This is a genomic window from Methylotuvimicrobium buryatense 5G, from assembly GCF_000341735.1.
Classification (GTDB): Bacteria; Pseudomonadota; Gammaproteobacteria; order Methylococcales; family Methylomonadaceae; genus Methylotuvimicrobium; species Methylotuvimicrobium buryatense.
The window spans coordinates 3577100-3589982 of the sequence record NZ_KB455575.1 but is presented as its reverse complement, the minus strand read 5'-3'; the positions used below and the strand labels follow the sequence as shown (position 1 = coordinate 3589982).

Here is a 12883-nt window from a genome sequence, read left to right as displayed (position 1 = left end):
GTGCTTCATGGTTAAACTGCCGATTTTACTGTGAAAGTTCGTAGATTTTGGCTCTTTATCTAATTTTTCGATAGTTGAAACTCGGCAGAGAAAATACCGGTTCCGGAAAGGGGGCGGTTGCTCGATCGACAGGCGTTGGCGGCAGGATAGCCGCCATCGAGCCTACATGGACGTATTCACGGTGTCCTGTCGGGCGAGCGACCGCGCCCTCCCCACGCCTCGTACTTTCATTTGCCGGGGTGATTGCCGCGCTTTCATGAACGATAGGATGAAACTTTCTTAAGATAATAACGGTAGCGCAATACGGATGTTAAGCCCGCCCAATTTTGATTTCCCGGCTGTAATCGTACCGTTGTGCGCATGGACGATATTCGCGCAAATGGCAAGGCCTAGTCCTGCGCCGCCATGATGTCGGCTGCGGGAACTTTCGACTCGATAAAAGCGATCGAATAAATGCCCTATTTCCTGTTCAGGTACGCCGGGCGCGCTGTCGGCGAATTCGATCAGCAACGAACCGCTTTTTTTCATGACGAAGATCTTCAAGCAACCGTCGGTATCGGTATACTTGGCGCTGTTGCTCAATAGGTTGCGGAATAGTTGCGACAATCGGTCCGGGTCGGCATGAATGCGCACGGCTTTGGTCAGACGATTCAGCAACTCCAAGCGGATTTGCCGGTTATCGAATTCCGGCGATAAGGCGGTGACATCCTCCTGCAACACTGTCATCGGGTCGAGCGTTTGCTTGCGATAGCTTAACGCCCCCTGGTCCGAAAGCGCCAATTGATAAAGATCCTCCGTCAAACGATTCAGTCTCATGACATCGCCAAGCAGCGAATCGACCGCTTCGGCTGTCAGTGGGCGGATTCCGTCTTGCAAGGCCTCCAATTCTCCATGCAGCACCGCCAAAGGCGTACGCAACTCATGGGAAATATCGGCGACCCAGCGCCGTTTCGATTGTTCGGACCGTTCCAACGCCGTTGCCAATTCGTTAAAATCGCGCGCCAAATCGCCGAGTTCGTCAGAGGATTCGACAGGAAGCCTTACATCGTATCGACCGATAGCAAGCGCTTTCGCCGCCGTGGTGATCCGCTTTAGCGGCCTTCCCAGTATGTAAGCCAATAACCAAGCCAGAAAGGCGGACAACAATATCATCAATAAGGCAATCCAGACGAAGGCCTTGGCCTGACCCTCGATAAATCGCAATTCGCCGGGTTGGCTCGGCGTTTTACCCGGCAAAATTCCCAAATATCCGACAATACCGTCTTGGTAATGGATAGGCTCTAGTTCCTCCAGTTTCTCTACTGCATCGGCACGTCCGTATATGATCGTTCGATCTGCGCGCAACAGCATAACGCGCAGTTGCAAAGGCGTATAACGCCGGCTCATCGAATTTTCCGGCATAGCCGGAGGCCAATAGCCCGACGGTTCGCTTTGCGCCTGCTCTATCAAACTAGGCGGCGGACGATGGCGGCGCTGATCGGACTGCCACAATAACTGAATCCATAATTGTTTATTAGCAGCCAACTTTTCCCAATCGTGTTCTTGAGCATAATAATCGCTAAGCGTTTCGATCAGCGCCGATACGCGCTCCTGCTGTCTCGATTTGATGAATTCGTTAAAACCCCGATCCAAAGACCAGCGCATAAACACATACATACCCGAAACCAAAAGCAGCGTGGTGAGCAGGAAAGTCAGGAATAATTTGACACGTATACTTCGTGCGTTCATGTTTGCGGCTTTTATGGCAATGCTATTTTGTTCGAGAGCAAGGCGCGAAAACAGGCGCATAGCAAGCTATGTAACTGTTTTCGTAACGCCGCTATCGAACAAAAGAGCGCGTTAGAAAACAGCAAATGTGGCCGCGCGAAGTATATATACCTTTCGCACTTCAAATTTCGGCAGTGCCTGAGGAGGCGCCAGGGTGTGCGGCAAAGGCTTTGCCAGCATGGAGCTGGCATAGAGCCTACAGGGATGTATTCACGGCGTCCTTTGGCGGACACCCTGGTGCCGAATTTTGATCTGCGATGGGTATAGACTGGCGCACAAGCTTTACCCATTAAGCGATAGCTCATTGTCGCCGGAAATTGTGCAAAAATTAAGAAGTGTTAGCCGTTCAGCACCCGGAATAAGATTTCTTTAACGTTTTGCGGCTCGAAGGGTTTGTCGCAAATCGCCGATACGCCGGCTTGCTGAACTTGATCCAAGCGGGTTTCGTTCGATTCGCTGGTCACCATGAGAATCGGTATGAAGGTATTTTGCCGGTCGTTGCGGATGTGGCTAATCAGCTCTCGTCCGTCCATTTCCGGCATGTTGTAATCGGTCACGATTAAATCGAAGGCTTCGCCGGTCGCTTGAAATAGCTCGGCCGCCGCCTTACCGTCATTGGCCGTGGTAATCTGAGTGATGCCCATGTTATTCAATACCCGAACGATATGCTTACGCGCCATCGAACTGTCGTCGACCACCAAGACGCGCAAGGCTTCGATCGCATAATTATCCAACTCGAGTTCTTCCGGTTCGATGAATTCGATCGTCGAGCGCAGGGCTCTTCGCAAATTGTCATGATCGAAGGGCTTGGGCAAGATCGCCACGACGCCGGCCTGCCGGATCGGGTCTAATGCCGAAAACCGAGTCTCGCTGGATATCAACATAAACGGGACGTCGTTTAGTTCTTGATTGGCTTTGATTTTGACAATCATTTCGGCAGCCGTCATGTCCGGCAAATACATACTACTAATGATTAAATCGGGCTTATAATCGGACAATATCATCAAAGCCGAATTACCCGAATCCGCCCCTTCAATACTGGCAATCCCTTCTTCCTTAAGATGTTTGATAATGACTTTAAGCTGCGTTGAGGATGGTTCGACCAGTAAAATCGATAAGTCTTCTATTTTTAAAGATGTCATAAGCGGTTGATTGATGCGTTCCCGTTGCAGTTAGCGGTATTTAGAAAGCAATTGTATCCATAGTCAAATAAAGTCTACTCCCTGCTAACGGCTAACCGTTCACCACTGACTCAATATTTTTCTAAAGTTTAGACGTATTTCTTGCCTTTTGCAGTCTCGTGCCCGGATTTAATCGAGACTAAATTTTTTACGAATGAAATCAATAAACCGGAAGCTTTGTAATATAATCACGCGCACGGTTTCGGCTTCTAATGAATTACCCGAATTCAGTCGAAACAATAAAATTATAAAATAGTACTAAAAAGGCCCGCTAAAACCGGGATCTCTATAACTATAACAAATGAGGATAGGAATTATGTGTTGGAGTGGAGAAGCATCGACCGTTTTGGCGGCTGCAGGGCTGTCGACGGCGGTTTATGTCGCCAGGAAAGGCGAATCGAACGAATTGTGGATTCCCTTGGTGTATTTTGCACTGATGGAACTCCTGCAAGCGGCAACCTACGTTTACATCAATCTATGCGACAATCCGAATAATCAGATATTGACGCTTTTCGGTTATGTTCACATCGCTTTTCAGCCATTTTTCGTCAATATGGTCGCAATGTATTTCATTCCGGAAAGCGTCAAATTAAAAATTCGTACGACTGTTTATACGATTTGCGCGATGGGATCGTTGGCAATGTTGGTTAAAATGTTTCCTTTCGATTGGGCAGGATCATGCCAAATCGGTGTCGAAGGTTTTTGCGGACCGGCGACCTGTTCGGTATCCGGCGATTGGCATATCGCTTGGCAAATGCCATTGAACGGCCTGATGTCCGAACCGCAAAGCTGGTTATTCGGTTTCGATTGGGGGTTGCATGCTTTTACTTATATTTTGGTGTCTTTCTATCTGCCGCTACTTTACGGATCTTGGCGTTTTGTCGGATTCCATTATTTAATCGGTCCGTTCGTTTCCGATCTGACCACGACCGACCCGAACGAATATGCCGCTGTTTGGTGTCTGTTTTCGATTGCATTATGCGTATCGGTTATCAAAACGCCAATCCGCAAGCATTTGCATGTCAAAACATGGCCTTATTATCACCGCCAAGTGTCGGACGCTTTATAGCGGTCTAAAACAGCACTCTGTCCGGCTCATTGACGTCGCAGTCAACAGGGGACGCGACAGTCCGGTAGGGATCGCCGGAATCCGGCTGCCAGGGATGGCGCCGAATCTATTTTTCTGGTTCCCACGGCCCTCCGTGGGAACCCATACCGTGGCTGCCGAGGCAATATCGGCATGCATTCCCGCCTTATTAAAATTTCTAGTGCGAAGCCAAAATCATGCTCAGCTACCGTCACGGATTTCATGCCGGCAATTTCGCGGATGTACTCAAACACAGCCTGCTTTGTTTGACGATCATCGAACTCAAGAAAAAAGACAAACCCTTCGTTTATATCGACACACATGCCGGCGCCGGGGCCTATTCTTTGCAGTCGCCCTTTGCCGAAAAAACCGGCGAATACCGGCAAGGCATCGGTCGCCTATATCCCAGCCAAACCTTTCACCCTTTGCTCGATAGTTATTTCGCTGGAATTCGCTCGTTAAACACCAATAGTAAACTAAGCCATTATCCCGGGTCGCCGGAATTTGTCCGTGCGTTGATGCGCTCTCAGGACAGAATGCAACTTAGCGAACTGCACGGTAGCGATTTTGCGGTCTTGCAAGAACGCTACCGTAACGGCCGGCAAATCAGCGTTGCCCAAGAGGACGGCTTAAAAAATCTATTAAAAAAACTGCCGCCTCCACAAAAAAGAGGATTGATTTTTATCGACCCGAGTTATGAAGTGAAGGAGGATTACAGCAGTGTGGTTGACACGCTCGCAAAAGCGTACCGACGTTTCGCCATCGGTGTGTATTGTCTTTGGTATCCCGTGATTCGCCGAGAAACAGTCGATAATCTAATGGCCGCACTCGTCGAGACCGGTATCAAAAAACAATTGCGAATCGAACACTGTATTCTTCCGGACAGCGAAGAATTGGGCATGACCGGATCGGGCTTGTTGTTCATCAATCCGCCTTGGCAATTGGAAAGCCAGGCCCGGGAATTAATGCCTTGGCTGAACGATAGGCTTACGGATGGTATGGGGACTTGGTCTGTCGATTGGCTGGTTCCGGAATGATATGACCCGATAAAGTCACGATTCATGTTTCAGCTTCGATTTTGCCGTCCACGATACGAATCTTGCGTTTGGCCCGCTCGCCGATCGACGGGTCGTGCGTGATCACCACCAAGGTCACGCCTTGCTCGTTAAGACGCTCCAATAGATCGATGATTTCGGCGCCCGATTTGCTGTCGAGATTGCCGGTCGGCTCGTCGGCTAGCAGAATACCGGGATTCATGATCATCGCTCGGGCGATCGCGACGCGCTGCAACTGGCCGCCGGATAATTGATCGGGCCTATGGCCGGCTCGATCGGATAAACCGACTTGCTTCAAGGCTGTTTCGATTCGCTGTTGCCGTTCCTTGCGGTCGATTCCGGCCAGCATCATCGGCATTTCGACATTTTCGGCGGCGGTCAGGCGAGGGATCAAATGAAAAAATTGGAACACGAAGCCGATATTTTCGCGGCGCACCTTGGCCAATTCGTCATCACTGTACTGTGTAATATCCCGGTCATTTAAAAAATAGTGCCCGGAACTAGGCTGATCCAGCAGCGCGATCACATTCAATAAAGTCGACTTTCCGGAACCCGACGGCCCCATCACCGATAGATATTCGCCGTGCGCAATGGTCAGATCGATATCGTCGAGGGCATGCACCGACTGTTCCCCGACTTGAAAATACCGGTGAATGTCTTCCAGGCGAATCATTACTTTTCGCGCACCGCAACGCCTGCCTCGATGCCTTCCTGGCCTACCGAGAACACGACCCGATCGCCCTTGTCGAGCCCCGACACGACTTCGGTAAAATTCCAATTCGCCAAGCCCGGTTCGAAGCGGCGCTCTTCAAGAACGCCGTCGGCTCCGATCAACAGAACCCGCTCGGTACCTAGAATCGCTTCGGCAGGCAGTCTCAAGGCGCTGTCCTTGCGCGCCAACAATACTTCGACATCGGCGCTGTAACCGGGCATCAAACCTTCAAGGTCCTTCGGGTCCGTTAATATGACTTCGATTTCGACGGTGCGCGCCTGTTTTTCCTTTTCCAAGACATAAGGTGCGATGCGCGATACTTTGCCGGAACAACGCTCTCCGCTAAACGCATCGAGCGACACGCAAGCCTGCATCCCGGTTCTGATCTGTGCGGCATCGACTTCATCGATCGGCGCCGAGACAAACAAACAACTGAGATCCAGCAAATCGATCGGCGGCAATGTGAGAATGCCGGGCGGCGACGGCGTGACGAATTCGCCCACTTCGGCGTTGACTTCGGCGACGACACCGTCGAACGGCGCGCGTATCATCGTGCGTTCGACGGCGGCCTTGGCGACATTCAAATTCGCAATACCGACCTCGACGTTAGTGCGGGCAGACCGACAACTGGCTTGTTGCGCCTTGGCCTGAGTCACGGCCTTGTCAACCATATCGACCGAAACGAATTGTTTGCTTTTTTGCAATTTAACCAGTCGGTCGGCCTCTCGTCCGGCGCCTGCGGCGAGCTCGCAAATTTGTTCGGCATTGGCTCGATTGACTTTGATTTGTGCCGATTGAAGCTCGACTTGCGCCTTCAAATCGTCGTTCCAGATTTCGAGCAACAATTGATTTCTTTTGACGCCATCGCCTTCCGCGACATGCAATGCCGCCACCTGGCCGCCGGTAGCCGGAGCCAAATAGGATCTACGGCAAGCCTTGACGGTGCCGACACGGGTATTCGACACGGTCGCCTTGACCTCTCCGTCGGTCAAAACATAAACCTCGACTTCGACCGGCTTGGGCCGTTTCGCGTAATAATAAGCGCCGACGATAACGCCCATCACCGCAAGGCTAATGAGTGCCGATCGACTCATGTTGTCAGGCGCTGCTCCAGATTCGTTCGCAACACGTTTAAAAAGTCTTCGGTAGTTAAATAATGCGAGTCGTTCAGGTCGTCTCCGTGAATACACAAGGCCAGGTCTTTGGTCATTTGCCCTGCTTCGACGGTTTCGACGCAAACTTTCTCAAGCGTGTCGCAAAAATCGATCAAGGCCTGATTGCTATCCAACTTGCCGCGAAACGCAAGGCCCCGCGTCCAGGCGAAAATCGATGCGATTGGATTGGTCGAGGTCTTCTTGCCTTGTTGGTGCATGCGGTAATGCCGCGTGACGGTGCCGTGAGCAGCTTCGGCCTCCATGGTTTGACCGTCTGGCGTCACTAGGGTCGAAGTCATTAGTCCCAACGAACCGAAACCTTGCGCGACCGTATCGGATTGCACGTCGCCGTCGTAATTCTTGCAGGCCCAGACAAATGCGCCGTTCCATTTCAATGCCGAAGCGACCATGTCGTCGATCAATTTATGTTCGTAAGTTATGCCTTGCTCGGCGAAACGGTCCTTGTATTCGGCCTGATAGACCGCTTCGAATATATCCTTGAAGCGGCCGTCGTATTTTTTCAGAATCGTGTTCTTGGTCGACAAGTACAGCGGCCAACCGCGATCCAATGCGACATTGAAGCAACTGCGCGCGAATCCCGCGATCGACTCGTCGGTGTTGTACATCGCCAAGGCCACGCCGTCGCCTTCGAAATGATAGACTTCGAAATCCTGAACTTCGCCGCCGTCATCCGGGGTAAAGCTTATACGCAGCGTACCTTTGCCTTTCGTTAAAAAATCGGTCGCTCGGTATTGATCGCCGAAGGCGTGACGGCCGATGCAGATCGGTTGCGTCCAATTCGGGACCAACCGGGGTACGTTTCGGCAAATGATCGGCTCTCGGAACACGGTGCCGTCGAGAATATTCCGTATCGTCCCGTTCGGCGATTTATACATTTTCTTCAGATTGAATTCTTCGACACGCCCTTCGTCCGGCGTAATCGTTGCGCATTTAATACCTACGCCATGCTTTTTAATGGCATGAGCGGCATCGATTGTAATTTGATCGTCGGTCGCATCGCGTTGTTGAATACTCAAATCGTAATAATCGATCGTCAGGTCCAGGTAGGGCAGAATCAATTCTTGCTTGATGAAATGCCAAATGATTCGGGTCATTTCGTCGCCATCCAGTTCGACAACAGGCGATTTAACGGGGATTTTGGTCATGCCGCGCTCCTTTAGATTTTGGAATTAGGATTTCGTGATAAATAACGCCCTGGAATTATGAGCTTTGTTGAGGGTTCGGTAACTCGCTTGGCAGGACGCCGTGAATACGTCCTTGTAGGCTTGACGGCGGCGACTGATTGCCAAGGATGGCATGAATGCAGATTTTGCAGGAGCAAAAATCTGCCCTGCCGCCGACACCTGCCAATCGAGCAACCGAACCCTCCCGGAAGTTATTTACGACCAAATCCTTAGTAGGGAAGTATAGCTTTAATTGCTTACGAAAATCTCGATTCCCCTCTCTATTCTTCAGGCTTTTCTTGTTCTTCCGCAGGGGCTTCGCCTTCTTCCTCCACAGGCTCCGTTTCTTCGACTTCCGGTGCTTCCTGAGCGCCTGCTTGCTCGAGGATTTTGATGATGCGCTCATTACCGACTTTTTTCGCTCGACCCAATACCGTTATATTTTGATTGTCTTTGGCATTGACATCGGCGCCTGCCGTTATCAACAAGTTAACGATATTTTCATGACTGAACATCAATGCATCCATCAACGCCGTCGTCCCGGTATTATCGGCCATATTCACATCGGCGCCGTAAGCCAAGAGAGTTTGCGCAATCCGCGCATTACCGCCGAAACTCGCGCCCATCAATGCGGTGCGCCCGCCGGGAGTTGCGCTATTAACATTGAGGCCTTGAGCCAGAAGCGCTTCGACTCGGGCTTGATTACCGCCGACCGAGGCGGAAAACAAATCAACGGCACTTGCCGCGTAAACGTTCAATGGCAACAAAAGCAATAGAATAGTAAACGCTCTGTCGAATCTCATGTTGAATAGTTGCTTGCGTTTAAAACCGAGTTAAGTTGAAATACTAATCAATTTAGCATTCATAATTTATACCATCGTCGATGAGCACAAAAAATAAAATCATGATCGAGGCTACCCCTCATTTCATCGAAACGCAATCATACCCGGAAGAAGGACGTTACGTCTTCGCCTATACGATTACGATCACCAATGCCGGCATGATTCCGGCGAAATTATTGACTCGGCATTGGTTGATTACCGATGCCAACGGCAAAGTACAAGAGGTTACGGGCGAAGGCGTCATCGGCGAACAACCCTATCTCAAACCCGGCGAATCATTTCGTTATACCAGCGGCGCAATGATCGAAACGCCGGTAGGCGTGATGCAAGGCAAATATTCGATGCGCTCCGATGACGGCGAGGATTTTGAAGCTTATATCCCTAAGTTCACGCTGTCGATTCCTAGAACCTTACACTGACCATGTCCATTTATGCGATTGGCGATATTCAAGGTTGCTACGACGATTTGCTTAGACTATTGGATGCACTCCGATTCAATGAACGCTCCGACCAAATCTGGTTTGCGGGCGACTTGGTCAACCGCGGGCCGAAATCGCTGGAAACCCTACGTTTCGTAAGATCGCTTGGTTCCTCGGCCGTGACCGTACTGGGCAATCATGATTTACACTTGCTCGCTACGGCTTGTTCGATTAGATCCGAGCGCAAAAAAGACTCGCTGAGCGAAATCCTCGAGGCGCCGGACCGAGACGAACTGCTCGATTGGCTCAGACATCGGCCGCTGTTTCACTACAATGACGACTTTTGTCTCGTGCATGCCGGCCTGCCCCCGCAATGGGATTTCGACACGACCCGCGAAATGGCCGCTCTGGCGGAAAATGCACTACAAGATTCCAATTATGCCGATTTTCTCAAAGACATGTACGGCAACAAACCGAACCTATGGTCGCCTCAATTAAAAGGCGTCGAGCGGCTACGTTTTATTATCAATTGTTTTACGCGCATGCGCTATTGCGATGATAACGGCAAACTCGATTTTATTCATAACGGGCCGCCTGGAACCCAGTCTAAGAATTTAAAACCTTGGTTTGAAATTGCCAACCGTAAAAACGCCGACCTGCGCATCGTATTCGGACATTGGTCCTCGCTCGGTTACTATCGAGGCAACAATTGTTATTGCATCGACACCGGCTGTCTCTGGGGCGGCGCACTAACAGCGTTACATTTGGGAGAGAGTGTTTTCCGAGTCAGTATCGATTGCGAAGGCGTATTGAAGCCTAGGCAAAAAAAGAGCTGATTTATTGGTATTTCCCTTTCGGGTATTTGGTATCAGGTATTGACAAGCAAAATACCCATCGCTTCTATGGCATAATTATGCGCATGAACTTTGCGCCAAAAGTGCATCCACCACCACATACTCCAGCAATTCCCAGTTTGAGCAGTTTCGCCGATTTTAGGGTGTGGGGTATGCCTGTCGAGGAACGCCGTAAACCCATCCATGGGGGCTTGGCGGCAGCTCGAACGCCAAGGATGGCGTGTAGTAGGGCAATGCAGGACAGAAAAATGCTCCTGCATTTTCTGCATTCATTACATCCATGTAACTCAGCAATTGCCGAGGAGCAAAAACCTGCCCTGCTGCCGACATCCTCGCCAAGCATACCCCGCACCCTTTTTGATCTCCAAATTGGGAATTGCTGGCCGAATACCGGACAGTCGACTGGGTCGCAGAATGCCTTAACTATTAAATCTAGATTGCTACCCCGACCGGAGGGTGTTGGCCGATCTTTCAAAAATGGTTGATATGAGCCATAGTCCGGCATGGCGAATACGTTTATTATTTATCATAGTTTATTGAAATTGCTAAAAATTCGCTTACATCCCCGGTTATCTTCGCTTAGGTTTTTATCGAATATTTTCCCCCTTGTCGGGAGCTATTAATTTTTCCATGTTGGTGCTATAGTGCCTTCTTATATTATTAAGGAGGTTGCAATGTCGAGAGCAACTACACAACCTAGTGTCAAAGTCATTGGCGCAAATGGGCAAATCTCACTTGGGAAGCATTACGCTGGCCGACAAGTGCTAGTGGAGGAGCAAGAGCCGGGGGTATGGCTAATACGCACGGCAACTATCATCCCTGACAACGAAAGCTGGTTACACCAACCAAAAGCGGCTACAGACTTGCAAAATGCCTTGTCTTGGGCGCAAACCAATAAACCCGCTGAAAGTAATTTGGATAGCATGCTGGAGAAATTAAGTGGCGAAGAATGACCAAGATAAACTGGTCAGGCTTGATCTTAACAACCCTGTTTTTCAAAAAAACTTATTTATGCTGCAAAAGCCGGAAAGACACGCTGCCTTAGACTCTCTCAACAAAATACGGCAAATGACCTGGAATCAAGTTTATCGAGACAGCGGCATAAAGTGGGAAAAGATCATTAGTGTCAACCCCCCGACGGGGATTGATGCAATTTATTCGTTGCGGATCACCCAAGCCAGAAGGGCTACCGCTTATTGTGATGGCGATTTCATTCGTCTTCTAACCATTGCCCCTGACCACGATAACACCTATGGCAAAAAGTGACTCTCCTTAGATACCGGCTTTTCAATTGTCCTTAAAAAACCAAATTGTTTTCACGGCAAATGCCGAACTTCTCAATAGCAGCCAGTCACCAATGTCATTTTGGGTTTGAATCGAAATAGACTAAAACGACCCAAAGCCGTCATAGAATACTAATTTCTTAATGGCAGAAAAGCGAATAAAAGCAGTCACTTTATGATCGAAAAATAAGACAACTTATTCTGTATCAAAATCCAATGGACTTTTTGCTTGCTTGAGTGTTCTGCTTTGTACTATATGGGTATAAATCATCGTGGTTCTGATATCGCTGTGGTCTAGCAATTCCTGAATAGTGCGAATGTCATAATTGGATTCTAATAAATGGCTGGCGAAGGAATGCCGCAAAGTATGGGCGGTTGCCCGTTTGGTCAATTTAGCATCATTTACTGCACGCTTGATCGCTTTCTGTACCACAAACTCATGGATATGATAGCGCTTACGTTCTTGCGTTTCCGTGACCAATGTTAATGACTGTCGAGGGAAAAGCCACTGCCAAATGAATTTTTTGGCGGCATTTTTATATTTTTATTTTTGTAAATAAAGAGTGAAACTCCATCAGATAATCGGGGTCGCAAGATAATCGGGGCAGAGTGAAATCAAAACCCTCATAAGGCGGAACTCTCCAGCGGTCCCGCCGGATGAAAGATGTTAAACAGGGGATTGTCTTGCCAACAATATCGACGTTTTATGGAATTATCATCCGCATGTACTTTGCGCCTGGTGAACATCCGCCACCGCACTTTCATGTCTACTATGCTGAATATACAGCTACGGTAGACATACGCACATGTGAACTGATTGAGGGAAATTTGCCGAGGAGGCAAATAAAGCTTGTCTTAGCATGGGCTGAAATACATCAAGAAGAACTTATGAATGACTGGAATTTGGTTATGAATGGTGAGGAACCGTTCAAAATTCAACCATTACAATAGGAGGGAATAAAATGTATCCATCAGTAACAGATGTTGTCCCCAGAGATGATTTCATGCTTGATATCACCTTTAGTAACGGCGAAAGCGGCGTGTTAGATATGAAGCCATACTTGGGTTTTGGAATTTTTAATCGTCTTAAAGATTGCAAATCATTTGAAAAAGTTAGAGTTGTTTTTGACACCATTGAATGGGAGTCTGGAGCCGACCTCGATCCTGAGTTTGTTTACGATAAATGCAAAAAAAAATCGGTCCAACAAAACGCTTAACCGGGCGAGGCCATTTGCCACTTTATCAATTTTCAAGCTTTGGTGAGCCGCGCCCGGTTAACTCTACGTTAAGCGATTGCTTTCGTAATTACTGCCGTCATACGCTAAAATCTTTAAATGTCGCAAAG

At 49.1% G+C, this 12883-nt stretch carries 15 protein-coding genes; 8 read left to right on the top strand and 7 right to left on the bottom strand.

What is annotated here, in order from left to right; all coding sequences use genetic code 11:
• Positions 1 to 279 precede the first annotated feature (279 nt).
• Entirely contained in the window at positions 280 to 1728 is a 1449-nt protein-coding gene (locus METBU_RS0116205) for an ATP-binding protein (RefSeq protein WP_026130271.1), read from the bottom strand.
• 377 nt (positions 1729 to 2105) lie between these two features.
• Complete coding sequence (locus METBU_RS0116200; protein ID WP_017841621.1) at positions 2106 to 2909, bottom strand: response regulator; 804 nt, start codon at positions 2907 to 2909, stop codon at positions 2106 to 2108.
• Positions 2910 to 3264: 355 nt separating this feature from the next.
• On the opposite strand from METBU_RS0116200, the gene METBU_RS0116195 reads away from it, so the two are divergent.
• Complete coding sequence (locus tag METBU_RS0116195; RefSeq protein ID WP_014150254.1) at positions 3265 to 4017, top strand: DUF5765 domain-containing protein; 753 nt, start codon at positions 3265 to 3267, stop codon at positions 4015 to 4017.
• 215 nt (positions 4018 to 4232) lie between these two features.
• Complete coding sequence (locus tag METBU_RS0116190; protein WP_017841620.1) at positions 4233 to 5072, top strand: 23S rRNA (adenine(2030)-N(6))-methyltransferase RlmJ; 840 nt, start codon at positions 4233 to 4235, stop codon at positions 5070 to 5072.
• Positions 5073 to 5094: 22 nt separating this feature from the next.
• Here METBU_RS0116190 and METBU_RS0116185 read toward each other — a convergent pair whose 3' ends face one another.
• The 4 genes from METBU_RS0116185 to METBU_RS0116170 all read right to left on the bottom strand — a co-directional run bounded on the left by METBU_RS0116185 (position 5095) and on the right by METBU_RS0116170 (position 8943).
• Positions 5095 to 5763: an ABC transporter ATP-binding protein gene (locus METBU_RS0116185; protein WP_017841619.1), complete on the bottom strand. Its 669-nt coding sequence runs from the start codon at positions 5761 to 5763 to the stop codon at positions 5095 to 5097.
• Positions 5763 to 6896 (bottom strand): efflux RND transporter periplasmic adaptor subunit, encoded by a 1134-nt coding sequence (locus METBU_RS0116180; protein ID WP_017841618.1) that lies wholly within the window; start codon positions 6894 to 6896, stop codon positions 5763 to 5765. The genes METBU_RS0116185 and METBU_RS0116180 overlap by 1 nt, the downstream gene beginning before the upstream one ends.
• Positions 6893 to 8122: an NADP-dependent isocitrate dehydrogenase gene (locus METBU_RS0116175; protein ID WP_017841617.1), complete on the bottom strand. Its 1230-nt coding sequence runs from the start codon at positions 8120 to 8122 to the stop codon at positions 6893 to 6895. The genes METBU_RS0116180 and METBU_RS0116175 overlap by 4 nt, the downstream gene beginning before the upstream one ends.
• A 299-nt stretch (positions 8123 to 8421) precedes the next feature.
• Positions 8422 to 8943, bottom strand: coding sequence for an ankyrin repeat domain-containing protein (locus METBU_RS0116170; protein WP_017841616.1), 522 nt, complete (start codon positions 8941 to 8943; stop codon positions 8422 to 8424).
• Between the two features lie 101 nt (positions 8944 to 9044).
• Between METBU_RS0116170 and apaG the strand changes: the two genes are divergently transcribed.
• The 4 genes from apaG (at position 9045) to METBU_RS0116150 (ending at position 11521) form a co-directional block, all read left to right on the top strand.
• On the top strand, positions 9045 to 9401 hold the full coding sequence (gene apaG / locus METBU_RS0116165; protein WP_408607033.1) for a Co2+/Mg2+ efflux protein ApaG: 357 nt from the start codon (positions 9045 to 9047) through the stop codon (positions 9399 to 9401).
• 2 nt (positions 9402 to 9403) lie between these two features.
• Positions 9404 to 10237, top strand: a complete 834-nt coding sequence (locus tag METBU_RS0116160; RefSeq protein WP_017841615.1) for a symmetrical bis(5'-nucleosyl)-tetraphosphatase — start codon at positions 9404 to 9406, stop codon at positions 10235 to 10237.
• Positions 10238 to 10929: 692 nt separating this feature from the next.
• Positions 10930 to 11208: a hypothetical protein gene (locus METBU_RS0116155; protein WP_017841614.1), complete on the top strand. Its 279-nt coding sequence runs from the start codon at positions 10930 to 10932 to the stop codon at positions 11206 to 11208.
• Positions 11195 to 11521 carry a hypothetical protein gene (locus tag METBU_RS0116150; RefSeq protein WP_017841613.1) on the top strand — a complete coding sequence of 109 codons (327 nt, stop codon included), beginning with the start codon at positions 11195 to 11197 and terminating at the stop codon, positions 11519 to 11521. The genes METBU_RS0116155 and METBU_RS0116150 overlap by 14 nt, the downstream gene beginning before the upstream one ends.
• A gap of 213 nt (positions 11522 to 11734) precedes the next feature.
• Here the strand turns inward: METBU_RS0116150 and METBU_RS0116145 are convergent, their stop codons facing one another.
• Positions 11735 to 12055, bottom strand: coding sequence for a tyrosine-type recombinase/integrase (locus METBU_RS0116145; protein ID WP_083877759.1), 321 nt, complete (start codon positions 12053 to 12055; stop codon positions 11735 to 11737).
• Positions 12056 to 12195: 140 nt separating this feature from the next.
• On the opposite strand from METBU_RS0116145, the gene METBU_RS0116140 reads away from it, so the two are divergent.
• Entirely contained in the window at positions 12196 to 12489 is a 294-nt protein-coding gene (locus METBU_RS0116140; RefSeq protein ID WP_017841611.1) for a DUF4160 domain-containing protein, read from the top strand.
• A gap of 11 nt (positions 12490 to 12500) precedes the next feature.
• A complete protein-coding gene (locus tag METBU_RS0116135; RefSeq protein ID WP_017841610.1) occupies positions 12501 to 12755 on the top strand; it encodes a DUF2442 domain-containing protein in 255 nt (84 codons plus the stop codon).
• Positions 12756 to 12883: the final 128 nt, after the last annotated feature.